The organism is Cycloclasticus sp., assembly GCA_040743155.1.
Lineage (GTDB): Bacteria > Pseudomonadota > Gammaproteobacteria > Methylococcales > Cycloclasticaceae > Cycloclasticus.
The window spans coordinates 1,340,989-1,366,963 of sequence record JBFLJU010000001.1; the positions used below are offsets into that span (position 1 = coordinate 1,340,989).

At 43.5% G+C, this 25,975-nt stretch carries 26 protein-coding genes and 1 other RNA gene; 2 read left to right on the forward strand and 25 right to left on the reverse strand.

Annotation, left to right across the window (positions count from 1 at the left end; genetic code table 11):
* Positions 1-7: 7 nt before the first annotated feature.
* From dnaX to AB1Y31_06500, 17 genes are all read right to left on the reverse strand, one after another.
* On the reverse strand, positions 8-1,735 hold the full coding sequence (gene dnaX, locus AB1Y31_06420) for a DNA polymerase III subunit gamma/tau (GenBank protein MEW4982800.1): 1,728 nt from the start codon (positions 1,733-1,735) through the stop codon (positions 8-10).
* An 80-nt stretch (positions 1,736-1,815) separates the two neighbouring features.
* An RNA gene (gene ffs, locus AB1Y31_06425) (signal recognition particle sRNA small type) lies at positions 1,816-1,912 on the reverse strand.
* A gap of 127 nt (positions 1,913-2,039) precedes the next feature.
* On the reverse strand, positions 2,040-2,834 hold the full coding sequence (gene rluB / locus AB1Y31_06430) for a 23S rRNA pseudouridine(2605) synthase RluB (protein MEW4982801.1): 795 nt from the start codon (positions 2,832-2,834) through the stop codon (positions 2,040-2,042).
* Positions 2,788-3,423, reverse strand: a complete 636-nt coding sequence (gene scpB, locus AB1Y31_06435; protein ID MEW4982802.1) for an SMC-Scp complex subunit ScpB — start codon at positions 3,421-3,423, stop codon at positions 2,788-2,790. The genes rluB and scpB overlap by 47 nt, the downstream gene beginning before the upstream one ends.
* A gap of 12 nt (positions 3,424-3,435) precedes the next feature.
* Positions 3,436-4,248 (reverse strand): ScpA family protein, encoded by an 813-nt coding sequence (locus AB1Y31_06440; protein ID MEW4982803.1) that lies wholly within the window; start codon positions 4,246-4,248, stop codon positions 3,436-3,438.
* Between the two features lie 64 nt (positions 4,249-4,312).
* Positions 4,313-5,752 (reverse strand): pyruvate kinase, encoded by a 1,440-nt coding sequence (pyk, locus tag AB1Y31_06445; GenBank protein MEW4982804.1) that lies wholly within the window; start codon positions 5,750-5,752, stop codon positions 4,313-4,315.
* Positions 5,753-5,833: 81 nt separating this feature from the next.
* On the reverse strand, positions 5,834-6,148 hold the full coding sequence (locus AB1Y31_06450; protein ID MEW4982805.1) for a pyrimidine/purine nucleoside phosphorylase: 315 nt from the start codon (positions 6,146-6,148) through the stop codon (positions 5,834-5,836).
* A 32-nt stretch (positions 6,149-6,180) separates the two neighbouring features.
* Positions 6,181-7,401 carry a tryptophan--tRNA ligase gene (locus tag AB1Y31_06455; GenBank protein MEW4982806.1) on the reverse strand — a complete coding sequence of 407 codons (1,221 nt, stop codon included), beginning with the start codon at positions 7,399-7,401 and terminating at the stop codon, positions 6,181-6,183.
* A gap of 8 nt (positions 7,402-7,409) precedes the next feature.
* Positions 7,410-8,069 (reverse strand): site-2 protease family protein, encoded by a 660-nt coding sequence (locus AB1Y31_06460; GenBank protein MEW4982807.1) that lies wholly within the window; start codon positions 8,067-8,069, stop codon positions 7,410-7,412.
* Complete coding sequence (locus tag AB1Y31_06465; protein ID MEW4982808.1) at positions 8,069-8,704, reverse strand: L-threonylcarbamoyladenylate synthase; 636 nt, start codon at positions 8,702-8,704, stop codon at positions 8,069-8,071. The genes AB1Y31_06460 and AB1Y31_06465 overlap by 1 nt, the downstream gene beginning before the upstream one ends.
* Positions 8,705-8,706: 2 nt before the next feature.
* The gene (tsaB, locus tag AB1Y31_06470) at positions 8,707-9,390 is read right to left on the reverse strand and encodes a tRNA (adenosine(37)-N6)-threonylcarbamoyltransferase complex dimerization subunit type 1 TsaB (protein ID MEW4982809.1); all 684 of its coding nucleotides are present in this window, start codon (positions 9,388-9,390) and stop codon (positions 8,707-8,709) included.
* Complete coding sequence (locus AB1Y31_06475) at positions 9,387-11,342, reverse strand: ATP-dependent DNA helicase (protein MEW4982810.1); 1,956 nt, start codon at positions 11,340-11,342, stop codon at positions 9,387-9,389. Before AB1Y31_06475 ends, tsaB begins: the two co-directional genes overlap by 4 nt.
* Positions 11,343-11,363: 21 nt before the next feature.
* The gene (locus AB1Y31_06480; protein ID MEW4982811.1) at positions 11,364-11,873 is read right to left on the reverse strand and encodes a hypothetical protein; all 510 of its coding nucleotides are present in this window, start codon (positions 11,871-11,873) and stop codon (positions 11,364-11,366) included.
* 1 nt (position 11,874) lies between these two features.
* Entirely contained in the window at positions 11,875-12,441 is a 567-nt protein-coding gene (locus AB1Y31_06485) for a hypothetical protein (GenBank protein ID MEW4982812.1), read from the reverse strand.
* On the reverse strand, positions 12,431-14,785 hold the full coding sequence (gene mrcB / locus AB1Y31_06490) for a penicillin-binding protein 1B (protein ID MEW4982813.1): 2,355 nt from the start codon (positions 14,783-14,785) through the stop codon (positions 12,431-12,433). The genes AB1Y31_06485 and mrcB overlap by 11 nt, the downstream gene beginning before the upstream one ends.
* A gap of 75 nt (positions 14,786-14,860) precedes the next feature.
* Positions 14,861-15,052: an EAL domain-containing protein gene (locus AB1Y31_06495; protein MEW4982814.1), complete on the reverse strand. Its 192-nt coding sequence runs from the start codon at positions 15,050-15,052 to the stop codon at positions 14,861-14,863.
* A gap of 1 nt (position 15,053) precedes the next feature.
* Complete coding sequence (locus AB1Y31_06500; protein MEW4982815.1) at positions 15,054-16,700, reverse strand: EAL domain-containing protein; 1,647 nt, start codon at positions 16,698-16,700, stop codon at positions 15,054-15,056.
* A gap of 290 nt (positions 16,701-16,990) precedes the next feature.
* Between AB1Y31_06500 and AB1Y31_06505 the strand changes: the two genes are divergently transcribed.
* Entirely contained in the window at positions 16,991-17,857 is an 867-nt protein-coding gene (locus AB1Y31_06505; protein ID MEW4982816.1) for an HDOD domain-containing protein, read from the forward strand.
* Here the strand turns inward: AB1Y31_06505 and AB1Y31_06510 are convergent.
* The 6 genes from AB1Y31_06510 to dusA are packed head-to-tail and all read right to left on the reverse strand — an operon-like array spanning position 17,854 to position 21,719.
* Positions 17,854-18,615 carry a class II glutamine amidotransferase gene (locus AB1Y31_06510; GenBank protein ID MEW4982817.1) on the reverse strand — a complete coding sequence of 254 codons (762 nt, stop codon included), beginning with the start codon at positions 18,613-18,615 and terminating at the stop codon, positions 17,854-17,856. The two genes, AB1Y31_06505 and AB1Y31_06510, sit on opposite strands and share 4 nt — an antisense overlap.
* A 27-nt stretch (positions 18,616-18,642) precedes the next feature.
* Positions 18,643-18,915, reverse strand: coding sequence for a hypothetical protein (locus AB1Y31_06515; GenBank protein MEW4982818.1), 273 nt, complete (start codon positions 18,913-18,915; stop codon positions 18,643-18,645).
* Positions 18,912-19,112, reverse strand: a complete 201-nt coding sequence (locus AB1Y31_06520) for a hypothetical protein (protein MEW4982819.1) — start codon at positions 19,110-19,112, stop codon at positions 18,912-18,914. Before AB1Y31_06520 ends, AB1Y31_06515 begins: the two co-directional genes overlap by 4 nt.
* A gap of 12 nt (positions 19,113-19,124) precedes the next feature.
* Positions 19,125-20,123, reverse strand: coding sequence for a ferrochelatase (gene hemH, locus AB1Y31_06525; GenBank protein MEW4982820.1), 999 nt, complete (start codon positions 20,121-20,123; stop codon positions 19,125-19,127).
* A gap of 19 nt (positions 20,124-20,142) precedes the next feature.
* Entirely contained in the window at positions 20,143-20,691 is a 549-nt protein-coding gene (gene folE / locus AB1Y31_06530; protein ID MEW4982821.1) for a GTP cyclohydrolase I FolE, read from the reverse strand.
* Between the two features lie 41 nt (positions 20,692-20,732).
* On the reverse strand, positions 20,733-21,719 hold the full coding sequence (dusA, locus tag AB1Y31_06535) for a tRNA dihydrouridine(20/20a) synthase DusA (protein MEW4982822.1): 987 nt from the start codon (positions 21,717-21,719) through the stop codon (positions 20,733-20,735).
* A gap of 75 nt (positions 21,720-21,794) precedes the next feature.
* Between dusA and AB1Y31_06540 the strand changes: the two genes are divergently transcribed.
* Positions 21,795-22,916 (forward strand): PAS domain S-box protein, encoded by a 1,122-nt coding sequence (locus AB1Y31_06540; protein ID MEW4982823.1) that lies wholly within the window; start codon positions 21,795-21,797, stop codon positions 22,914-22,916.
* A 122-nt stretch (positions 22,917-23,038) separates the two neighbouring features.
* On the opposite strand, the gene AB1Y31_06545 is transcribed toward AB1Y31_06540, so the two are convergent.
* Both AB1Y31_06545 and oadA read right to left on the reverse strand, forming a co-directional pair.
* Entirely contained in the window at positions 23,039-24,172 is a 1,134-nt protein-coding gene (locus AB1Y31_06545) for a sodium ion-translocating decarboxylase subunit beta (GenBank protein MEW4982824.1), read from the reverse strand.
* 11 nt (positions 24,173-24,183) lie between these two features.
* Positions 24,184-25,965, reverse strand: coding sequence for a sodium-extruding oxaloacetate decarboxylase subunit alpha (oadA, locus tag AB1Y31_06550; GenBank protein ID MEW4982825.1), 1,782 nt, complete (start codon positions 25,963-25,965; stop codon positions 24,184-24,186).
* Between the last annotated feature and the right edge of the window lie 10 nt (positions 25,966-25,975).

Consider the following 25,975-nt stretch of genomic DNA (forward strand, 5'->3'; position numbering starts at 1 on the left):
ATTCTGGTTAATCTATTGGCTTAATTGAGCCGTCTATAATGTTAGCGTCAAACAACTCAATGATCTTCTTTACTGCTGGGCTGTTCATCACTTCTTGTTCTGCCAGACGTTGCCTATCGGCCACTTTCCCGTTGGCAATGCTGTTCGGCGTCACGATGTCTTTTGAACCTTGCGTTAACTTAAGCGCTAATTTACGGCCATAGTAGCCTGACAGTGCTTGTTCTAAGTTCTGCTCTGACCTCTTATTTAACGACACGTGCCCCCCCACCAGCAATAACTCACACTCATGTTCACGCAAGGCGACAAACGTCGCATTATTGGCAAGCTGGAGAGTTATGGGGTCTAAGCCTAAAACCGGAACCAGCTCATGCCACGGCAGACCGTCTTTAGCCTTCGATTCGTTTGGGCTAACAAAAAGCGCTGCTGCCGGCGTTACTTTGGGCTTATTTAGCGGTTCTTTTTGCGATACTTTTGCAGGCGCTATATTTTCAAGTGTTTTTTTTTCAGGAACAACCAGTCTGGGGGCTTTTTTTTTCGGACTCTCACCCTGACTTTGTTGAACGCTTGGTTGCTTTATCTGAGCTGGTTCACCCGCTGACTGAATCACCGCTGGGGGTTGTTGGCCCTGTAACTGGCTTACTGGTTCATCAACGGAAGTACCCAATTGAGCTGGCGCGAAGGCTAACATACGCAATAAAACCATTTCAAAACCAACTTTAGGCGTAGGTGCTAACGGTAGATCTTTTTGCCCCATCAACGCAATTTGATAGTACAGCTGTACGTCTTCTTTAGTCAGTTCTTCCGCTAATGCATTTAATGACTCATCTCCCGCCTCACTACCTACTATTTGGCACACTGCAATTTGGTGCAAATAGCTCAGTAACGATTGCAATACCTCAGCGTAATCTGGTGCGAACTCATCTAGTGTTTGAATACTGTCTAACACTGCAGAACCTTGCTTCGTTAACAATGCATTTAGCAGCTCAAGCATCGGCTCCCGAGCAACACTGCCCAGCATATCAATCACTTCAGCTTCGTTAAGCCCACCATTGCCGTGCACAATAGCCTGATCTAACAAACTCAAACCATCTCGCATACTACCATCTGCTGCACGCGCTAATAACTCAGTGGCTTGAGGCTGATAGTCAATGCCCTCGCTTTCCAGAATCAGCTTAAATTGCCCTTCGATTTGCTCAGGCAATAAGCGTTTGAGATTGAATTGCAGACAGCGCGACAACACCGTTACCGGCATCTTCTGCGGATCTGTCGTGGCTAATAGGAATTTAACGTGGGCAGGCGGCTCTTCTAACGTTTTAAGCAACGCGTTAAAGCTGCTCTTGGAAAACATATGAACTTCGTCAATTAAATACACTTTGTACTTACCGCGACTCGGTGAATACTGAACGTTCTCAAGCAAGTCTCTCGTATCATCAACACCGGTTCTAGATGCCGCATCCACTTCGATTAGATCAGGATAGCAACCCTGATCTACATCTAAACAAGTATCACATTGTCCACAAGGCTCTGCATCGATAACATTCGGGCAATTAAGCGCTTTAGCCAATACTCGGGCAATCGTTGTCTTTCCTACTCCCCGTGTACCGGTAAATAAGTAAGCATGATGCAAACGGTCATTTTTAAGCCCATTAACTAATGCACGTACAACGTGCTCTTGCCCAACAACTTGGGCAAAATTCAAAGGACGCCATTTTCGTGCAAAAACTTTATAACTCATAAGCTGAATAGGGTAACAAAGCGCTGCGTGTTTGTACGAATTTTTGGAAGGTTAGAGAAACTAAAAGAATGGGTGGTAACTCATGCCAGCCACACCCCGGCACACGATTCCGTCGCTGCCGTTGCTCCCTTCCGGGCCTGGCGGAGTTCACGACTTCACGTTGCGAGGGGACCGACATGAGTCACCATTGTTCGTTGATATAAATCAGGATGAGGATTGTCCATCATTGCGTTCCATCAATCAAGAACAGAGCATCAAGTTTTCTTCATTTATTTACATAAAATAACTATCTAGCTAGTTCCACTTAGTCAGTCGTTAACATTTTAAGCACTTCAACTTCTTTTTTATCTAAAAACTGATGTTGTCCCGCCGGCAAACCTGGTGGCAAAAAGACACTGCCGTAACGTACCCTAATCAAACGGCTAACTTTGCAATCCTGTGACTCCCATAGCCTCCTCACAACACGGTTTCGCCCTTCCGCTACAACAACGTGATACCAGCGATTGATGCCTTCTCCACCCGACTCTTGGATATCTTCAAAACGCGCCTTGCCATCTTCCAGCTCAACGCCATTGACTAAGCGATCCATCATATCGTGCGTCACCACACCCATCACTCGAACTGCGTATTCTCGATCAATTTGTTGAGACGGGTGCATCAGCTTATTCGCCAAATCACCATCGTTGGTAAAGATCAGTAAACCTTGTGTGTTTAAATCAAGCCTACCCACTGCAATCCATCGACCGACCTTTAGCCTTGGTAGGCGCTTAAATACGCTAGGGCGACCCTCAGGGTCTTTCTTACTGACAATTTCACCCGCCGGTTTATGGTAAATCAATACTTGAGTTTGAACGTCAAGCTTACCTGCCAATTTAACCGGTCGCCCTCTTAGCTTCACAATGTCGCGCGTGGTAATTTTATCACCTAGTTTTGCAAGCACGCCATTCACATGGATAGTGCCGTCTGAAATCCATTTTTCAACTTGCCGGCGCGAACCGACACCAGCTTGCGCTAATAACTTCTGAATTCGCTCTGGTTGCTGACGCTTAGTTTTATTGGAAATTCTCGGGGAGTTTTTTTGAGGAATGTTCTTTTTCATTTTGAATGGTATCTCTATCTGTTGGGGTATCGTCACCCAGGTTAAGTTGCACATCACTGCTCGGCAACAAATCAATATCTAGCAAACTTGCTAATGGCGGAAGGTCTGACAGTGTTTGCAAATTAAAATAATCTAAAAATTCTTTAGTTGTTGCATACAAAGCAGGCCTGCCGGGCACTTCTTTATGACCAATCACTCGAACCCACGTTCGTTCTTGTAGCGTTCTAATAATATTGGTACTGACTGCAACACCACGGATCTCTTCTACTTCACCTCGAGTTGTGGGTTGCTGATAAGCAATAATAGCCAGCGTTTCGAGCAGTGCACGGCTGTATTTTACAGGTTTTTCTTCCCACAATCTTGCCACCCAAGGTGAATAAATTGATTTAACCTGAAAACGGTAACCACTGGCTGTTTCAACAAGTTCGATAGATTGAGTTGAATACCGTTCTTGTAACTGCTTAATTGCCTCGCGTACCGCGTGTTTGTCAGGTCTATCCTCAAGTAGAAACAAACCTTGCATCTCTGCTATTGATAACGGCTCATTCGCTGCAAACAGCGATGCCTCAATAATATCTTTTAGTTCCATAATTATTACTCGTTATTCAACGACTGGCTTCACCCACACCTCAGATAAAGGTTCACCTTGTACTATTTCAACCAAGCCCTCTTTACACAATTCTAAAATAGCCAAGAATGTCACAACCGCACCTTTTTTACCTTCTTCTAGAGTAAAGAAACGGTGAAAAGCCAGAAATTCTTCCTTGGCCTCTCCTAACACGAGCAATATATTAGACATTCTCTCTCTAACCGACAGCGGTTCACGTTGAATTTGGTGGTGGCTAAACTTCTCTGCTCGCTTAAGCACGTCTTGAAAGGCGATTAAAATAGCGCTCAACTCAACATCAGGTAACGGTTTATCCACTTTATCGACAATGAGTTCCGCTGTTGCTAGGTAATTATCACGATATAAACGAGGCATCGCATCAATATCATCTGCCGCTCGCTTAAAACGCTCATATTCTTGTAGCCGTCTGATGAGTTCTGAACGTGGGTCCTCTTCCTCATCATGATCACTCGGCTTTTTTGGCAATAGCATCTTAGACTTTATTTCGGCTAACATTGCTGCCATCACTAAGTATTCGGCTGCCAGCTCCATACGCAAGTTTTGCATCAACTCTATATACTCGATGTATTGCTCGGTGATTTTTAACACCGGGATATCAAGAATATCTAAATTTTGATGCTTAATGAGGTAAAGCAACAAGTCTAATGGGCCTTCAAATGTTTCTAAAAAAACCTCTAAGGCATCCGGCGGTATATAGAGGTCTTCAGGTAATTCCTGAAATGGCTTGCCATCAACCAAGGCCAAAGTCTGCTGAATTGGCTCGACATTATCCGCTATGTTTTTCATTTATATAGTGTAGAAAAGGCCAATAAACACTTAGTCTACCACAGCAAATATCTGCTTAAAGCGGCTACCCAACCTGCAAAATTTTCATCGAATTTGTTTCTCGCTGACTGCCGCTCATTTCACCTTTTGTGATAATCACCAAGTCACCTTGATTAGCTATTTTCAGCTGCTTTAATTTAGTCAATGCCGCTTGATTAACGTCCATCAAGCCATCTTGAGGAATAACAATAAGAATGGGCGTAACACCGCGATACAAGGTCACACGGCGACAAATATTCTCATCCGCTGCCATGGCAAAAATAGGTATTCCAGAACTAATTCTAGACATTCTCATCGGCGTACTGCCAGACTCGGTAAATGCCGCGATAGCCTTTATATCTGCATGGTTGGCCACATACATGGCTGACAATGCAATGGCCTCGTCAATTCTACCAAACTCTTTACCAACCCGGTGCCTTGAGCGAATCGTCCTCGGCTGGCGCTCTGTCTCTTCACAAATTCGACCCATCGCTTCAACCGTTTTTATCGGGTATTTTCCGATTGATGTTTCAGCCGACAACATCACAGCATCGGTGCCATCGGCAACCGCATTGGCGACATCGAACACTTCTGCACGCGTAGGTATTGGATTGTGAATCATCGACTCCATCATTTGCGTTGCAGTAATGACCACCGTATTCCTATCACGCGCCATTCTAATAAGACTCTTTTGAACAGGTGGCAGGTTCGCGTCACCAATTTCCACACCTAAGTCGCCACGAGCCACCATAACAACATCAGACGCATCAACTATCTCTTCGAGAACGTCTAACGCCTCCGCTCGCTCGATTTTGGCAACAAGGTGAGCATGACTCCCCGCCGCTTCCACCAATGCACGCGCTTGATGCATATCTTCGGCATTTCTTGGAAACGAGACAGCCACAAAATCCACGTTAATCTCAGCCGCCGTCTTGATATCTTGTTTGTCTTTATCCGTTAACGCATTAGCCGATAAGCCACCGCCTTGTAAATTGATGCCCTTGTTATTTGACAACAGCCCAGCAACGGCCACTTTACAATGTATTTTAGAGCCATCGATCTGCTCAACATCGAATACAATCCGTCCATCATCCAATAATAAGCGGTCACCTTCAGATACGTCCCTCGCTAAGGCTTTGTATGAGCAACCCACTTGTGTTTCATCACCAGCCATTGCCTCCAACTCCACATCAATCGTGAACTTAGCGCCTTCCTCTAACATTACTTTGTCATTTTTAAAGCGAGCAATACGGATTTTAGGGCCTTGTAAATCGGCCAAAATACCGACATGACGGCCCAATTTTATTGCAATATCCCGAACTGCTCTAGCACGTTGCACTTGCTCCTCGGCATCACCGTGAGAGAAATTCAGCCGCACCACATCAACGCCCACTTTAATCAAACCTTCTAAAACGAGAGGGTCGTCGGTTGCTGGCCCTAGTGTTGCAATAATTTTTGTCCGTCTAGGTTTTTTATAATCAGTCATGCCTTACTTTCCATTTGAAGATAAGCATTAGTGTATAGACTGTTAATGACAATTCGATGTCAACCCTAGCAATAAAGCGCTTTACTCAACAAACGAGCAGCAGTAGTCCGTTGCCTTATGAACCTTTAATTGGAAATTTGAATTAGCAGGTACATCGAAAGACTCGCCACCGTTAATCGCTAGCCATTCTTCAGAGCCCGGCAATAACACATCTAATTGACCGGCCAATATTTCCATTACTTCAGCTGCCGCGGTATTAAAATCGTACTCACCCGGCATCATATAGCCTAATGTTTTCATTGAGCCATCTTCAAAGTTAACGGTTCGGCTAACAACCTTACCCTCAAAATACACATTAGCTTTTTTAACAATTGTTACATTTTTAAATTCTGACATTTTCGCTTCCTTAAGTATTGTCTACCACTAGATTACAAATAGTTCATACCCATCGCGGATTTCACTTCTTCGAGTGTCTCTTTTGCGACATCCCGCGCCTTCTCCGTCCCTTCGCTAATAATGGAACGAACGAGCTCTGGCTGTTCTGTATATTCGCGCGCTCTTTCTTGCATGGGTTTAAGCTCTCGAAGAACTGCATCTATCACCGGTTGTTTGCAATCTAAGCAACCGATAGCCGCCGTTTTGCAGCCTTCCTTAGCCCACTCGCAAACACTTTCTTCAGAATACACTTCATGAAACTGCCATACAGGGCATTTAGCTGGATCACCCGGGTCTGTTCGACGAACGCGCGCTGGATCTGTCGGCATTGTACGAATTTTTTTCTCAACATCACTGGGTTCGTCACGTAAGGCAATCGTATTGTTATAGGATTTGGACATTTTTTGTCCGTCCAGCCCCGGCATTTTAGAGGCCTTCGTGAGCAACGCTTTAGGTTCTGGCAAAATGACACGACCACTTCCTTCCAAATAACCGAACAAGCGCTCTTTATCTCCAACGGTAATATTTTGTTGCGCTTCTAATAAAGCTCTCGCCACACCAAGGGCTTCTTGATCACCAGTTTCTTGGTAAGCACTACGCAACTTATTAAACATTTTTGCATTTTTTTTGCCCATTTTCTTGATCGCGGCTTCTGCTTTTTCTTCAAAATCCAGCCCACGACCATATAAATAATTAAAACGTCTGGCGACTTCACGTGTTAATTCAACGTGTGCTACCTGATCGGCCCCAACCGGTACTAAACCTGCTTTGTACATCAAAATATCGGCGCTTTGCAGCAATGGATAGCCTAAAAACCCATAGGTAGCCAAGTCCATTTCTTTTAATTTTTCTTGTTGATCTTTATAACTTGGCACACGTTCTAGCCAGCCTAAAGGCGTCATCATAGAAAGCAATAAATGCAGTTCAGCGTGTTCTGGAATACTCGACTGAATAAACAAATCGGCTAAGCCATGGTCAACACCTGCAGCCAACCAGTCAATCACCATATCCCATGTGCTATCAGCAATGATCGAGGGATCTTCATAATGCGTTGTTAACGCATGCCAATCGGCCACAAAGAAATAACATTTGTATTCTTGTTGCAACTCAACCCAATTTTTTAGCACACCATGATAGTGACCTAAGTGCAATCGACCGGTTGGCCTCATGCCCGATAGAACACGACGATACTGCGCTGGAACTTCTGAACTCACACTGCCTCCTAAAGACCAAGTATTTTAAAAATACTGGTTTGTAAAAAATAAACGGGCGGGCCTAATATTTTAGATAACCAACCCATTGCAATTATAACGACTAAGATTGGAAGCCCGTATCTTTCTAATTTACTAAACTCATAACTTGCCTTACGAGGTAATAAACCGGCTAATACGCGCCCGCCATCGAGTGGTAAAATCGGTAATAAATTCAACATCATTAATACCGAGTTAATAAAAATTCCCGCATAGCCCATGTAAATAAGCGGCATCGAAATAGACTCATTATCGCTACCAATGATAAAACCGATCTTCATTAAAACGCCCCATGCAATAGCCATCACTAAGTTGGCTAGCGGCCCAGCTATTGCCACATAAACCATATCGCGTTTTGGATTACTTAAATTATTCCAATTTACCGGCACAGGCTTTGCCCAACCGAATATAAAACCACCTAAAAACAATAAAACAGCGGGGACAATTACTGTTCCAACCAAGTCCATATGACTAAGGGGGTTCAAAGTTAATCGACCTAAGCTTTTCGCTGTATTATCGCCTAACTTATTGGCAACCCAGCCATGCGCCACTTCGTGAACCGTGACCGCAAAAATAACGGGTAACGCCCAAACAGCAATTCGACCGGCTAAGGTCAACTCATCCATCGGCATTAGTTATCGTCCTTTCGTGTAATAAAGTCGGCCTCACCCTTACCTTCTCTCACCACTTCAGGGAAATCGTTATCCCAAACGATCATTGTAGTTGGCTCATACGGTATAACGCCAGCATCAACCACGAGATCCAGTACTCGATCCAATTGATCGTTTATATCGTATGGATCAGCTATCGCTTCCGTTTCACCTGGCAAAATCAAGGTGCTACTCAGCATCGGTTCGCCAAGTTCTTCAAGAATTTTCTGTGCCACCAAATTATCAGGAACACGAATACCGACCGTTTTTCGTTTCGGGTGCTGAAGACGGCGAGGTACTTCTTTAGTTGCTTTCAACACAAAAGTAAACGCACCCGGCGTTAGCGATTTGAGTAAACGATAAGTATCATTATTCACTTGGGCATACATTGAAATGTCAGTTAGATCACGACACACCAAGGTAAAGTTATGCTTATCGTCAATACGACGGATTTGGCGAATACGATCAATCGCCTGCTTATCCCCTAAATGACACGCTAAGGCATACGAAGAGTCTGTTGGATAGGCGATCACACCACCTCGTCGAACAATATCAGCCGCTTGTTTTATTAATCGCTGTTGTGGGTTATCTGGGTGGATATTGAAATATTGAGCCATCTTTATTGTTGTGCCTTTTTCTTTGCCACATTATCACGTAAATACACGGGCAATGCATGCTCGGCTGGCACCGTTTGTCCATCATTGACAAGGCTGACCGCTAATTGCGCCACTTCTCTAGCCCTTGGTAAACCGTCTGCTGCCAAAACTAAGCTTTGCGCATTAACCAAAGCCGTCAACTCGCTGGCATAAGTGTCCCAACCATGGCCAATACCAACCGCATCCTTGCCCTCTTGCGTCTGTATTTTTAATGGCGCGATGACTGACTCATCCGATACTTGTTTAAGGGCGGCGTTAATAACCTCATATTCACACCAATACACCTCTCCCATTCTTGCATCAAGCGCCGCGTAAACTGTTTTACCCTCCGTCAAGGGGAGAGCTTGCTGCGCCAGAGCCGCTAAGCTTGACACTGGGGCGACGGGCAAATCCGTTGCGAAAGCTAGACCCTGAATAACACCAGTTGCCATTCTAACGCCGGTAAAAGATCCGGGGCCACGACCAAAAGCAAGTGCATCCATTTGTTGTAATTTAAAGCCCGCTTCGTTCAATAACTCGTCGACCATCGATAGAATTAAATCCCCGTGCCGACGTGGGGCGACTTGAAAACGATCAATGATGTCGCCGTCTACTAATAATGCCGCAGAACAGGCTTCTGTTGCGGTTTCAATCGCTAAAATTTTCATGCTGATTTTTTTACTTGGTCTTTAAGATTAAGCTTTGAGTTATTAATACGGCGGAAAAAACGATTCACATCATTAATATCTTGCGTAATCGGCATCGCCGGTAAGGATTGAATAAATACTTTGCCGTAACCCTTGCTTGATAACCGAGGGTCGCACAATACCAGCACGCCTTTATCTTCAATATCACGAATGAGTCGCCCCGCCCCTTGTTTTAAGGTTAGCGCAGCCGATGGCAATTGAAACTCTGAAAAAGGTGACTGGCCATTATCAGTCATATATTCAAGTCGCGCCTTGGTCACCGGATCTCCTGGAGAGGCAAAGGGTAACTTATCAATAATAACGCAGGATAGCGCCTCACCTCGCACATCAACACCTTCCCAAAAACTGGCGGTACCCAGCAAAACGGCTCTTTCTGAACGCCTAAAAGACTCGAGCATTTGTTGTTTAGGCAGGTCGCCTTGCACAAGCAATTTAAAATTTGTTTCCGCCAATAAAATATTCGCCGCCTCTTGAAGTGCCTTATGAGAAGTAAATAAAATAAAGGCCCTACCCTCACTGGCTTCAAGTACTGGGATGACTTTTTCAATCATCGTTGCGGTGTAGTTATAATCCCGAGGCTCTGGCATGCCTGTTGGCACATACATTAAGGACTGATGCACAAAATCAAACGGGCTTTCCCAGAGGCCGGTTTCAGCTTCCTGTAAACCCAGCCGTTGAGTAAAAAAATCAAATTTATTGTTTACCGACAACGTAGCCGAAGTGAACACCCAGCTTGCATCGCTGGTAAAAGCGAAACTAGCAAAGGCTTTTGAAATATCCAATGGCGTCCTGTTAAAAGTAAACGTCCGGTGGAACGTTTCAAACCATTGTATCCAGTCGCTTGTATCCTGATTTGCGAACAACCTTAGACGCAGCAAGACATCTTCACAACGCTTCCAACATGCTTCCAAGCCTTTCGAACGTACAGCAACCTCCGTTAACACCTTGAACAATTGTTCAATGCGGTCAATCAAACAGTCGAGCGCGTGTAAAAAGTCTTTCAGTTGTTCCAGCTCATCCCAAGAGCCTTTTATCGACTGTTCGGGTAACAGCTTACGCATTTCACGAATATCTTCGTTAATGACGTGCGTTAAATCGATCAACGACGGCATATCCGCGGCTAACTTTAATTGTTCAGAACTCACGTCGCTTAATAAAGACAGAATTTGGCGCGCACTCACCGACACCCCTAAAAACCGTGATGCCGTATCAATCAACTGATGTGCTTCATCTATGATAATCAGCTCTGCTTCCGGCAATAATTGGCCAAAACCGTCATCCTTTAAAGACCAATCCGCACACAACAAGTGATGGTTAACAATTAGCACATCGACTTCTTGCGCTTTTTTTCTAGCCATCAATGGAAAGCACTCACTAATCATTGGGCATTCTTGCCCTAAACAATTATCGGCTGTTGATGTCACCTGCTGCCATACAAACGAGTCTTCAGCCACCGATGTTACTTCAGCAATATCGCCGTCAATTGTTTGGTTTGACCAACGTTCTATCTCCGCTAATTCTGCGTCTGACTCTTTATCAAAACTAGTCGTTTGCATTTGCGCCTGATCAAGGCGATATAAACACAGATAATTTGATCGCCCTTTCAGCACTGCTCCTTGAACAGGGACATTCAAAACATTACGAATCAGCGGGAAATCTTTTTCAAAAATTTGATCTTGTAGGTTACGCGTACCTGTTGAAATAATGGTTTTTTTACCGGATAAAATCGCAGGAATTAGGTAGGCAAACGTTTTCCCCGTACCTGTCCCAGCTTCTGCCACAAGGTGCGTATGTTGACTAATGGCAGTTTCAATAGCACGCGCCATGGACAACTGCCCTTGGCGTGGCTGGAAGCCTTTTATGTGTTTTACTAGCTCACCATCTGAGCCAAATATGCTGTCAAGGTCGTACAAGAAAGTATCCGCGTTAATTTTTTATGAGGTCCAATCACGCCACGCCGTGACATCCAAACCGTCTTCTTTTGTCCATACTAGCGTAGCAATATTGCGGAAGCGTGCAACTGACATCGCTCCGCGTTTCATCCGGCTAGAACTCTCGTTAAGATTATCAAAAATATCATCACGCGTTGCTTCGAATATATCGAACGCCTGATAGTTTTCGTTCATCAAAACCAGCACTACCGAGTCCCATTCTTTATCAAGCTTGAGCTGCCCTAGCCGTTGCCCTCTATAGTTATCGTTAAAAATGGTACGTGCTTTAATTTGTACCCGCTTTGGCCCTCGCGTCGTTACACGATTGGCATCAAAACCTTGTGAGCGGTCATCACACAACTCCAGCCCCAGTAGCTTGCAGGCATCGTGCTCTGCGATTTCATTACTAACACCCGGCAGTGGTTTACCAGTCATTCGTTTAAAGTCTGTCGCTAACTGCCTAGCTTGCTCTATCAATTTATCGACTGAGTAAACACTCGTTGGCGTAGTCATCTTAGAACAACCTAGCCGCATGAGTGCGAGCTTCCAGCGCAGCGCTGTCGTTACTTAAACTATCGTAGCAAGCAGCCATCAGCAACCAATTATTACGCTGTAACTTTCTATTACCGTCTGATAATAAATTAGATTTCTTCGCTAAGCTGATCGCTAATACGTGTTTATTTTGCTGATACCGAACGTTGGCTAACGCGTGCCAAACTTCTGGGTCTCGCGGCGCTATGCGAACGGCTCGCTCCAATTTAGAGGCCGCAATATCTAGCTGGCCGGTTTCACTTTGTTGATACGCGCTATCCAGTAAAGCAATCACCGCTGGGTTCTGAGATCCCAATGAATTATCACTGGCTTGGCTGTAAGGAAGTTCAACATCACCGTGCGCGGGCAGTTCTTCAATGGGGAATGTTTTTACCTGCTGCGGGAGTGTCTGCGATGGGTAGCGTGCCGCCTCACCCGAGCGGCCTATGGGCGCGGGCTCTTGGTTGTACATCGAAAAATCTGCACACGCCGATAAAGCCAACGTCATCACGATGAGGGCTATTAATTTTATAATTTTTTTATCTGTCATTACCCAAGCTCTCGAACCAACTCCTTGTGCGCTCCAATGTCCTGCCAACAGCCCCTACACACGGTGAAAATTCAACGGGTGAAGAGCCTTTTATAAATGGATATTGTACAGCATTTGTACAAAATTCATTAGCACGATAGCCCCGCCGGTCGACCCAGTTATACACCACGTCATCTGGTTTAGTCAGCTGCACACTTTCCTTGGAAATAGCACTCATCACACTTGACCAAACTTGCAAGGCACCTGTAGCCCCTGTCAATTTGGACGGTTTATTGTCATCACGACCTAACCATACAACCGCCAAATAATCACCACTGAACCCAGCAAACCAGCTATCTCTTAATTCATCAGTCGTACCCGTTTTACCCGCCAATTTATAATTAACCGATAACTGCCTATAAGCTGAGCGCCCCGTGCCTTTGGTCATCACCTCTTGTAGTGCGGTATTAACTAAATACACAGCTGATGGGTTTGCCACCTGCCGCACACTTAAGGGGTAACGTTGCAACGCCAAATGCTCACTAGAGGTAACCGATTGAATAGAGCGTAAATGCGTAAAAAACCCTTCACCCGCCAACGTTTGGTACATTTGTGTTACCTCAATAGGCGATAACGACAACGCACCCAGTAATAACGATGGGTACGGCTTAATTGGACGCCTAACACCTAATTCTTCGAGCGTTCGCTTTACGTTCGGCACTTTAAGCTCCATGCCTAAGCGAACAGTCGCTAAATTGTATGAATGCGATAGCGCTTCATGCAGTGGCACCTCGCCATGCTCAACTTTATCATAATTTTGTGGCATCCAAAGTTCACCCGAGCGTTGCTTCAAGCTTATTGCCGCATCATCTATAAGACTGGTTAATGTGTATTTGGATGGTTGAGACAGTGCTGTTAAATACACCGCCGGCTTGACCAACGAGCCAATCGGCCTAATCGCGTCTAAGGCTCGATTAAAGCCACTAAACATAGGATTCCTATCGCCAATAACAGCAACAATTTCACCGCCTTCACGACGCGTAATCACCATCGCGCCTTGCAGTTTTCCCCTCTCAATGCCGTACTGCTTATTCAACGCTTCAAGCTTCTGCTTAAACAGCTTTTCAGCCGTCGTTTGAATATTATAATCGAGCGTTGAGAAAATATTTAAGCCATCAGAACGGAGGTCTTCGTCTTTATAATCTCGACTGAGCTGACGCTTTACCAGATCTAAGAAAGCGGGAAAACGCGAACTTTTAATTTGTTTGAATGGCGAAATATCGGCATTAAATCGCTTTGCAATCCGCCTTTGTTGCTCAGGTAACACACCGAAACGAGTCATCTCATCGAGCACTAAATTCCTACGTTTTACTGCACGCTCAGGGTGTCGTCTCGGATCATAATAAGACGGACCTTTCACCAACCCAACCAACAAAGCTGCTTGATGTGGCTTTAACTCGATCAACGGCTTATTAAAATAGAACACACTGGCCATGCCAAAACCATTGATGGAGCGTTCGCCATCTTGACCCAGAAACACTTCGTTGATATACGCCTCTAAAATTTCATCCTTGCCGTAACGAACCTCGAGGATAACCGCCATCAAGGCCTCTTTTATTTTTCGCCATAAACTTCGCTCTGACGTTAAATAAAAGTTCTTAACCAGTTGTTGAGTTAACGTACTGCCACCTTGTACAACGCCGCCTGCTTTGATATTCGCCCACAGTGCACGCAAAATAGACTTGACTGACACGCCATAATGATAATAAAAATCACGGTCTTCAACTGCAATTAAGCCATCAATTAATGTACGCGGAACACCGTCAAGCTTAACTAGTATTCGGTCTTCTTTATGGCTTGGATAAAAACTTCCTACTTGTACCGGGTCTAGCCGAAGCAGTGCTTCATTCAAACCCGAATTAACGTTCCTAATTGCGCTGACGCGGTTAATACTAAAGTTGATCTTGACCATTTTTGAGGGTTCTTGTCCATCAAAGAAATTAAATACACGCGTCTTAATGGTAAATGTCGAGCCAGAACGATAATACTGCCCCCCAGAGGTAAATTTAGAGGAGCGTTGATAATGCAGGTCTTTGAGTAGCGCCTCAAATTTATTAGTGGACAGTTGCAAGCCCTGATAGATTTCTACTGGGTTAGCGAAAACATGTGCGGGTAATTCCCAACGTTTCCCCTCAAATTGAGCTCGAACAACATTATCTAAGTAGAAAACAAATACGGTTAAAACGATCACGAATAACAAACACGCCTTTAGAAATACGTGTTTAAAAAAACCTGATGATTGTTTTTTTTGTCGCCGGACAGGCTTCTTTCTGGGAGGGGTTGCTTTAGTTCTGGACTTAGCCATAGTCGATTTAACAGATTCACAAAGTTAAGCAGTTTGCACCGCAAACACTTGCGCCATCATGTCATAGACTGGTTTCTACAGGGTGATTAATTTCTCAATATCCAGCGGTTTATTTAATAGCTTATCTAACGAAATAAACTGCTCTGGCAACAGCTCTTCTTCGGGCTTGCCCAACAAATAACCTTGAACATAATCAACACCCAGTTCTTTTAAAACACGGAGTATTTCAGCATTAGAGACGTATTCTGCAATCGCTTTTTTACCCAAGCTATGCGCCCACTTCGATCATCGATTTAACTAATACTTGATCTGCATGATCAACCGCTAAGTTACTGATAAATTGACCATCTATTTTCAAATAGTCAACTGGAAAGTTTTTAATATAGTTAAACGAACTAAACCCAGCTCCAAAGTCATCTAACGCAAAACGGCAGCCTAGTGCACGAATTTTTGACACCATCTGACGTGTTTTATCAAAATTTGATACCGCAGCGGTTTCTGTAATCTCAAACGTTAAACGAGAAGGTGAAATCCATGTGGTTTCAAGTTTTTTCTTAATAACCGGTAACAAGTAATCACCTTGTAGAGCATGGCTTGATAAGTTGATCGTAAAACAAATATCTTCCTGCGTTTTAGGTAAGGCTGCAATGTAATCGATCGCGTGAGAGACCACCCATAGATCAATATGGTGGATAAGCCCCATACGCTCCGCAACTGGAATAAATTTAATTGGGCTTAATAGCTCACCATCATCACCAATCATACGAAGCAAGGTTTCATAATGCGAAACCTTTCCATTTGAAACGTCAACAACCGGCTGAAAGACCATTTTGAATAAATCTTCACTCAACGCATGGCGTATTTTAGGCACCCATTTCGCATCATCCCTTAAGATGATCAGCTCATCATTATCGCTTTCAAACAAGTTAACCCGGTTGCGGCCTAATGTTTTAGCTGAATAGCAAGCATGATGCGCTCTAGACATCAGTTCACTCGGGCGTTTAATAGACTCTAGTGGCTCCAGCATGGCGACACCAATACTGGCTGAAATATTATAAATATTAGAACCGGACTTAAAATCAAACTCGTCAATGGTGAGTCTAATTTTTTCAGCCATTTCCAATGCTTTCACTTTCGTTGTTTTACCGATAAAAACCTGGAATAAATTTGAACCAACACGCGCAATAAAAGCTTGGGTATCGAGAGCAGAACGAATAAGCACCGCTACTTCTATCAGCAGCCGATCGCCTACTTCATGCCCTTCAACATCATTAACGACCTTAAATTGATCCAAGTCGATATCCAATAAAGCACCATGTTGCTTAAAGTTATTACACCTTAAAATAGCAAAATCCAACGTTTTCTCCAAACCGCTTCGATTTGACAAGCCCGTCAGTTCATCATGCGCTACTAAGTATTGAAGTCGAGCCTCCATAATCCGCCGCTCTGATAACTCCCTTACCAACTTCTCTTCATTTTCAATTCGGTCATCACGTTCACTTTTAAGCGCAAACGCTAAGTCCATCACCGGTATTAGGTCACCACCTTCCATTGGATAATGAATAGCCGTCGCGGCATTAGCCTCGTGGCACTTAAGCATAAACGCATCATTAATCTTTGTTGTTTTATTCGTCAAAAAGATCAATGGGATACCGTCATGCCCATCTAAGGTTGTCAGTATTTGACTAAATTTTAGTGTGTCACTCTGAGGTAATTCATAATTGAGAAGGATCGCGCCGATCTCATCAATTCGCCCTTGAAATGGACGTATCAACTCAAACACTTGGTCTTGTTTTGAAGCGCAGATGAAATTTCTATAACCACCCAACGACAGAATCTTCTGGAGTGCTGACAAACGCTCTTCATCGTGTTCGATGATGAGGATATGCTGCTTTTTTTGTCCCAAGCTCTTCATGTCAGTGGCCTTGTTCAGTTTACATAGTCGCTATTTCATCCTGGAAACAACCATGTGGAAATAATTTTTTTCTTTTCTATCAAGAACTTTACGCCCACTCTTAACCAAATGTCAACAATAATTTCATAACAGCTTGATATTCCTAATAAGAAGGCCTTAGAATATCCGTTATTAGTAAGGGTAGCTTTCACCTTTTCATTTAGCCTATATAACTTTCATGAGGCTTAGATAAACTTACACCTTTCACTATGCTTATTACCTTTAAAAATTACTTACTAGGATAGTAAAACATGACACGGACAGCAGCAAATATTTGTACTCTTGACGATTTTTTAACAGGTGAGATAGAACTTTGCTCCCCACCTGAGGTTTTCATGCGCATTACACAAGCGCTTGATGACCCCATGAAAAATGCTAAAGATGTTGCAAACATTATCGAGCAGGACCCTTCGTTAGCGGCCAGAATGTTGAAAATTGTTAACTCAGCTTTTTTTGGCTTTCCCGCTACTGTTAAAACGATTGATCACGCCATTGCTATTTTGGGAAACCGTGAAATCCGCATGCTTGTTATGACCACTAGCGTTGTTGAGAAATTCTCAAGCATGCCTAATTCCATTTTAGATATGCGCGAGTTCTGGGCTCATAGCCTAAAAACGGCTCTTTTTGCAAAATTCCTTGCTGATAACCACCCTAAAAAACGCCAACTATCATCTGTTTTTATTAGCGGGCTTCTGCATGATATTGGACGTTTAATTTTATACACTAAAGCGCCAGACCTTGCTCGCGCGGCAGCCTTACTTGTCAAAGCCAATAAGGTCAGCGAAATTGAAGCAGAGTCATCAACTTTTGGCTTTAACCACGCTGAACTGGGTGGCGCATTGCTAGAGATGTGGAAAATACCAGAGTCCATTCAAAGTGCAGCGTCTTTTCACCATCAACCAGAAATGGCGACTAGCAATCAAGATGAAACCAATATCATCTACCTTGCAAATCTGCTAGCCCATGCAGACACAACGTCCGAGGAAACAATAAGCGCAACAATACTGCCTGAAGATGAAATATGGGAAAACATCAATATACCTTACGGCATCGTTACACCTGCTTCTGCCCAAGTAAATGAACAGTTTAGCCACACCTATGCGATGTTTTTTAGCTAACAAACACTTGTAAACTCTTTTAAGCCGAGGTGAAAGACACTAAACTCACCTATCGCCATTTTCGTCCACTGTTCATTTGACGTTAATGGCTCTGTTGCTATCACCGTAACCACATCAGTGTTTGATGTTTCTTTTTTAAAGTCGACACACAAATCCGCATCGACTAGTTGAGCTTCAACAAAAGGCGCTTGCCGAGTTAACCAAGACAATTTAGTGTTACAAAAAGTATATAAGTTATCCACATTACTCATGAGTACATTAAATATGCCATGAGTAGCCAGTTCGCGGCACAAACGTTCTATGGCTTTTCTAAGTTTTACCTTGCTCTTCGGTTTAATGGGAAACTCTTCATGAAGTTGACCCAATATCCAACAAAAGGCATATTCGCTGTCTGTCGTCCCAACCGGGATATAACCATGAAGCTCTTTCTTTTTAATGCCTTTCAATTGGCCGTTATGAGCAAATGACCACATTTGACCCCATAATTCACGTGAAAACGGGTGCGTATTTTCCAGACACACACGGCCCCTATTAGCTTTTCTAATATGACAAATAACCTGAGTACTTTTTATTGAATATTGCTGAATAAATTTTGCAACTTCGGAATCCGCACTCGCCACTGGGTCATGAAAAGACCGATATCCTCTGCCTTCATAAAACGCAATACCCCAGCCATCTTTATGCGAACCTGTTTCTCCACCACGCTTAATGAGTCCACTAAAACTAAAGCAAATATCCGTTGGTACGTTCGCACTCATCCCTAACAGTTCGCACATACTGCAGTATTACAACTCCTCTATCACTGTGCGTGCTATCGGAACTTGAATGTATTTTTTCTTACCGTCTTTTGTAACCCAAAAATAATAGTAGCCTTTTTGTGGGTCAGACGTTACTTTACTGTCTAAAACCATCCATGACTTTTTATGCTGCCCTTCATAAAAGGTCACTTCATAGTCACCTTCAAGCCAACTAACGCCCAAGCGAGAAATTTTATTTTGCTGCTCTTCAGAGCAACCACTAGCAAGCAATATCACAGCCAGTAACACTATATATTTCATGAGTTTTCCAATTTTCTTAATACAAGGAACACCATTACAAAAGCCCCCGCAATGGCACATAACCATACGTCTGACCGTTGCAAACCCAATAAGCTTCCGACACCAGCACCCATAGCTGCCCCAAGACCACTAAACGCCATACTCCGCATCATTCTACAAAAACCACAATCTGAACCCGGTCCAAAAATCTTTGGCATTTCAACCATCTCCTAAGTCGGTATTGAGTCGTCACCTTTGTTTTCTTCTTCCACTAAAGAAAAAAGCGCACGAATATTCGCATCATTATCATTTAATGCGGGAATGTAACGGTAATTCTCGCCTCCAGCTTTCATAAAAACATCACGATTCTGCATAGCAATTTCTTCAAGTGTCTCTAAACAGTCGACCACAAAACCGGGGCAAATGATATCTACATTTTTAATGCCTTCTTGCGCCAACTCTTCTAATGTTTCCACGCAATAGGGTTGAACCCATTTAGCCTTACCAAATCGAGATTGGAAAACCATGCGCCATTCCAGTGGCTCTAGCTCCAGCTTTTCAACCAACAATTCAGTCGTTTTCGTACAGTGTTCCAAATAGGGGTCACCCTGTTTAATCGTTCTATCGGGTACTCCGTGATATGACAATAGCAAGCAGTCGCCTTTGCCGTGCTCGCTCCAATGCCGTTGAACACTCTCTACCAATGCATCTATATAACCATCATCATCATGATAATCAGTAATCGTTCTACAACTTGGAGCACCCTCCCATTTTAGATAAGCTTGTCGAAAAGCGTACCAAGCTGTTCCAGTACTCGACGTTGCAAATTGAGGATACAAGGGCAGTACAATAATATTTTCTGCGTCGCCTTCCTCTTTAACCTCTTCTAATACTGATGAAATTGAGGGCTGGCCGTAACGCATCGCCAACCTAACGTCATACTTCCCTTCTGACTCCTTATCAGACATTGACTGTAATGCCTGCTGAATGCGTTTGGAATACACCATTAATGGTGAGCCGTCTTCGGTCCAAACTTTTTGATAGGCTTTTGCTGATTGCGCAGGACGGCTTTTCAATACAAAGAAATTCAGAATGACCCACCAAAGCAAGCGCGGTATTTGAACCACTCGCGGGTCCCACAAGAATTCACGCAAGTACTCCCTAACAGCCTCTTCTGTAGGTGCCTCAGGTGTTCCCAAATTAATCAGTATAACGGCCGTCTTTTTCATTCTAGAATACCATTCACAACTAATGAGCCATCCGTAATAAGCTCAAAAATTCTGCCCGAGTTTCAGAGTTTTTACGAAATTGCCCTAACATACTCGACGTTGTCATTTGCGAATTCTGTTTTTCAACACCACGCATCATCATGCACAAATGCTGTGCTTCGACCACAACCGCTACACCTCTTGCACCTGTTACTTCTAATAAGGAATCTGCAATTTGAGTCGTTAGCTGCTCTTGAATTTGCAAGCGACGTGCAAACATATCAACAATCCGCGCCACCTTAGACAAACCTAGCACTTTACCTGCCGGCAGATATGCCACATGGCACTTACCAATAAATGGCAACAAATGGTGCTCACACATTGAATACAATTCAATGTTTTTCACAATGACCATATCGTCGGCGTCAGAATCAAAAACCGCACCATTAACAATCTGCTCAAGCGATTGTTGATACCCACTGGTTAGAAAGGACATCGCTTTTGCCGCGCGTTTCGGTGTTTCAACCAAGCCTTGTCGCTCAGTATCTTCACCAATATCTTTTATAATTTGTTTGTAGAGTTTTTCCATCATTCAAAGGCCGTTAAAATTTTGCCAAGTATACCGTTATATTAGTTATTTGAAGCCAATAAGTTTGGCTGATAAGGAAGCATTTTATTCAGTGCCGCTAACAAAACATCAGGCCCTGCATTTTTAGACCGCGCATTCTCACTCAAATAACGCCGCCAAATTTTGCCGCCCGGCTGCCCAGCAAACAAACCAAGAATATGCCGCGTGATACTTTGTAAGCCAACACCCCTATTTAACTGCCGCTCAACGTAAGGTATGAATTGGTGTAATACATCCACTCTATCCTTCATCGGTTGAGCACATAATTGATGCTCAATATCTACCAAGAAAAATGGGTTATGGTAAGCCTCTCTGCCTATCATCACACCGTCTAACTTAGCCCAATGCTGTTGAATATCCTCTACCGTATTAACGCCACCATTGACGACAACAGACAAATGCGGAAATTCGCGTTTAACCAGATACGCCCGATCATAATTTAATGGCGGAACTGACCTATTTTCTTTTGGTGATAAGCCCTTTAATATTGCTTTACGTGCATGAATAATGAACGTATTACAGCCTGCTTTAGAAACTGTTTCAACAAATTGCAATAAAAACTCAGGCGAATCAAAATCATCTATACCAATGCGCGTTTTAACTGTCACAGGGATATCAACCTTGTTTTTCATCTCGCTAACACATGCCGCAACCAAGTCGGGCTCGGACATTAAACACGCGCCGATACGTCCATTTTGCACACGATCACTCGGGCAGCCCACATTGATATTCACCTCTTGGTAGCCAGCTTTCTGCGCGAACTCCGCGCACTGTGCCATCGCAGAAGAATCACTACCACCCAGTTGAAGTGCTACCGGTTGTTCGGCATTATCGAACTCCAAAAACCGTTGCTTGTCGCCGTACAATAACGCACCCGTGGTCACCATCTCTGTGTACAACAAAGCATGCGGAGACAGTAAACGGTGAAAGTACCGGCAATGCCGATCCGTCCAATCCATCATCGGCGCTACGGATAACTGTTTATTCATAATAGTGTCGTGTGATAATAAATTTCTTTGCTAAGATTAAGCATATGTAAATGAATATAAGAATATCCTACTAAAATGTCCACTGCGCGAACGACAAGCAAAACAAATAGAGGCTCATATATTCTAGCCTTACTTGTATTTGTTTTTTTTGCTGGTGGCGCATTATATTACATCAAGCTTCAATCGAACGAACTGCAGAAACAGTCGACTATATCGATTATCAAAATGCAGCAAAAAAACCATTTCGTGAATGGCATGGCAAGCAATATCCGTTCTCGTTCTTATACTTTATTAAGTATGCTGAACGAAAAGGATCCTTTCGTATTAGATAAGCTCAACCAGAAGCTTTTCCATACCGCTTTTTTGTTTAGAACTAACCGTGATGCCCTCAAAGAAATTCCGTTGACAGCACAACAGACTCACACATTAAATGAATTGCTTGAGCTCACTGGCGCTAACTCTAAGAAACAAATCGAGGTTGCCAATTTATTGATCAATGAGCATAAAGTTCAAGCTACGTCGTTATTATTTGATACCGCTATTCCTAACCAAGCCCCAATGACGTCTCTGATAAATGCCTTTGTTGATTTGGTCGAACAAGAAAACAAACTCATACTAGACGAGCTTCAAAACCGTATCAGTAAAAATCAAAAAATAACATTCTTCATTAGCATGTTATTAAGTCTCTTTGCCATCAGCTTAATAACACTCCTTATTCAGCTGCTAAAAGATCGTGATCTATTGATAGCTAAAAAAACAGTATTAAATAAAAACCTTATCGATTCCGCACTTGACGCCATCATTGTTACAAATGACAAGGGTACCATTACTGTTTTTAATGAGGGCGCATCAAATTTATTTGGTTACACACAAACTGAACTCTTAAATAAACACATAAATTCACTGCTAACGATCGACTTTGACTACTTACTCATACTCAATGAAAAGAGTGACTTTGAAAAAAACAACGAAGGGCCTTACCTCGAAGACGCCGCTATCCACAAGAATTTAAGGTTGCTGCCCGTGCTGTTATCGATAGCAGATACTGGTGTATCTGGTGACAGTCGGTACAACTTAATCATTCGTGACCTCACTACAAACAAAGCCAGCGAGCGTTTCCTGCTTGAGCAAACTCGCGAACTGAACGAAATAAGGGCTCGATATAAAAAGTTAAGTGAGACAGAACATCTTAACTAATACACCGAACCCGCTTATTTACGAGTAAAGATTAGCCACTGTATTCACTGTCGCCAAGGTAGCTGACAGCAATAAGGCCAATACATTAAGCCGCTAAGCCAATGAATATTTAGAATACCAGCCTAGCCTACTACGGCTAACAATACACCGGCCGCAACAGCAGAACCAATAACACCTGCTACGTTAGGCCCCATTGCATGCATCAACAGGTAATTATGTGGGTTCGCTTCTTGCCCGACTTTATTCACCACTCGCGCCGCCATTGGAACCGCTGATACGCCGGCCGCACCAATTAAAGGATTAACTTTTCCACCTGTTACTTTATGCATCACTTTACCCATTAGGATGCCGCCTGCTGTACCGATTGAAAAAGCGGCCATACCTAATACTAAAATACCCAGTGTTTCAGCTGTTAAGAACTTATCAGCTGACAGTTTTGAACCCACTGCCAACCCCAAGAAAATCGTTACGATATTAATCAGTTCATTTTGAGCTGTTGAGCTTAGACGATCAACCACGCCACTTTCGCGCATTAAATTACCGAAGGCCAACATGCCAATCAGTGGCGCTGACGCCGGTAAAAACAAAATGACAACGGTCAGTATTGCTAAGGGGAAAATAATCCTTTCTTTCTTACTGACGTGCCTTAGATGCTTCATTTCAACTTTACGCTCTGATTCAGTTGTCAAAAAGCGCATTATCGGTGGTTGAATAAGCGGTACTAAAGCCATATAAGAATAAGCCGCCACAGCGATAGCGCCCAATAAATCAGGTGCTAGTTTGGACGCCAAGAATATAGCCGTCGGCCCATCTGCACCACCAATAATGGCGATAGCCGAAGCATCTGCTAAACTAAATTCCATACCCGGAATCATATTCATGGCTAATGCGCCGAGCAAAGTGGCAAAAATGCCAAATTGTGCTGCCGCACCAAGCACTAATAAACTTGGCATCGCAATAAGCGCACCAAAGTCTGTTAACGCCCCCACTCCCATGAAAATCAGTAACGGAAACAAACCCGTATCAACACCCATGTGGTACAACATGCCTAACAAGCCCTCTGGCCCACTAATTTCCGCAATGGGAATATTCGCTAAAATACCACCAAAACCAATCGGTAGTAATAATAAAGGTTCAAAGTTTTTAGCAATCGCTAAATAAATTAATAATAGACCAATGGCTATCATTAAGATATTTCCCCATTCGAAATTTGCGATGCCAGTCGATTGCCAAATTTGTAATATGCCGCTATCCATTATCTAAACCCTTAACAAATTAGGATCAATGGTGCACCAGCAGGAACTGATTCACCTTCTTTAACAAAAACATCGGATATTTGGCCTTCAATATGCGCTCTTACTTCCGTTTCCATCTTCATCGCTTCTAAGGTGATAACTACATCACCTTCATGCACATCATCACCTGTTGCGACTGCTATTCTAATAATATTGCCAGCCATAGGAGACAACAAAGGCTCATTTTGGCAATAAGCACCCGATGCTTCAACTTCTTTTGGGGCAGCAGCAGGAGTACTAGGAGCAGCTACCGCTTTCAGGTTGTCGATTGAGCCGCTTGGGCCCACTTCAACTTGATAGAGCTTGCCGTTAACAGCCACGTCATATGTTTCACTACCCACAGGCTCAGCCGCAGCAACTGCAACAACACCTGTTGGTACGGGTTCAAAAGCGTCTGGGTTATTTCTATTTTTAATAAAGTCCAAACCAACTTGAGGAAATAGCGCATACGTTAGTACGTCATCAATCACTTGGTCCGCTAACTCTAAGTTTTCTTCTTTCGCTTTAGCTTCTAGCTCTGATGCTAATTTATCTAACTCATCATCTATTAAGTCAGCTGGGCGACAAGTGATCACTTCTGCCCCTTCTAAAACGCGTGCTTGAAGCTCTGCATCTACAGCTGCAGGTGTTGCGCCGTATTCGCCTTTTAGGACACCCGCGGTTTCTTTGCTGATTGATTTATAACGTTCACCCATCAAAACATTCATCACCGCTTGCGTACCTACAATTTGCGATGTCGGTGTTACCAATGGTAAATACCCTAGGTCTTTACGAACCAATGGGATTTCAGCCAATACTTCATCGATTTTATCAGCCGCATTTTGTAGTTTTAATTGACTCTCAAGGTTGGTCAACATACCACCAGGTACTTGAGCAATTAAGATCCTTGAATCCACACCTTTCAGTGAGCCTTCAAACTCTGCGTATTTCGGGCGGACAGTTCTAAAGTATGCAGCCACTTCTTCAACACTTTCAATATTTAACCCTGTTGCACGATCGGTTCCTTCAAGCATCGCGATAAAGGTTTCTGTTGGTGAGTGACCATAGGTCATACTCATAGACGAGATAGCCGTATCCAGCATATCTAGCCCAGCATCAACTGCTTTTAAACAAGTAGCAACACTCATCCCTGTTGTAGCATGACTATGCAACGCAATAGGCACGTCACACTCAGCTTTTAAGCGCTTAACCAACTCTTCTGCCACATAAGGTTTTAAAAGACCGGCCATATCTTTAATCGCAATTGAATGACAGCCCGCATCTTCTAAACGTTTACCCATATCAACCCAACCATCGAGGGTATGCACCGGGCTTTCAGTATACGAAATAGTACCTTGCGCGTGCTTACCAACTTCTACCGTTGCTTTAATAGCAGTATCCAAGTTGCGCACATCATTCATCGCATCAAAAATACGGAACACATCCATACCATTTTCAGCCGCACGTTCAACAAATTTCCGAACCACGTCATCAGCGTAATGCCTGTAACCGAGTAAATTCTGGCCACGTAATAACATCTGTTGTTGTGTATTAGGCATAGCTGCTTTTAACAACCTCAAACGCTCCCAAGGATCTTCGCCTAAGTAACGAATACAGGAGTCAAATGTTGCGCCACCCCATGTTTCTAGTGACCAATAACCGATTTTATCCAGCTTTTCTGCAATCGGTAACATGTCTTCAATTCGCAAGCGTGTTGCAAAAAGGGATTGGTGTGCATCGCGTAAAACGACGTCAGTAATTTTTAATGGGTTCATTATGATTTTT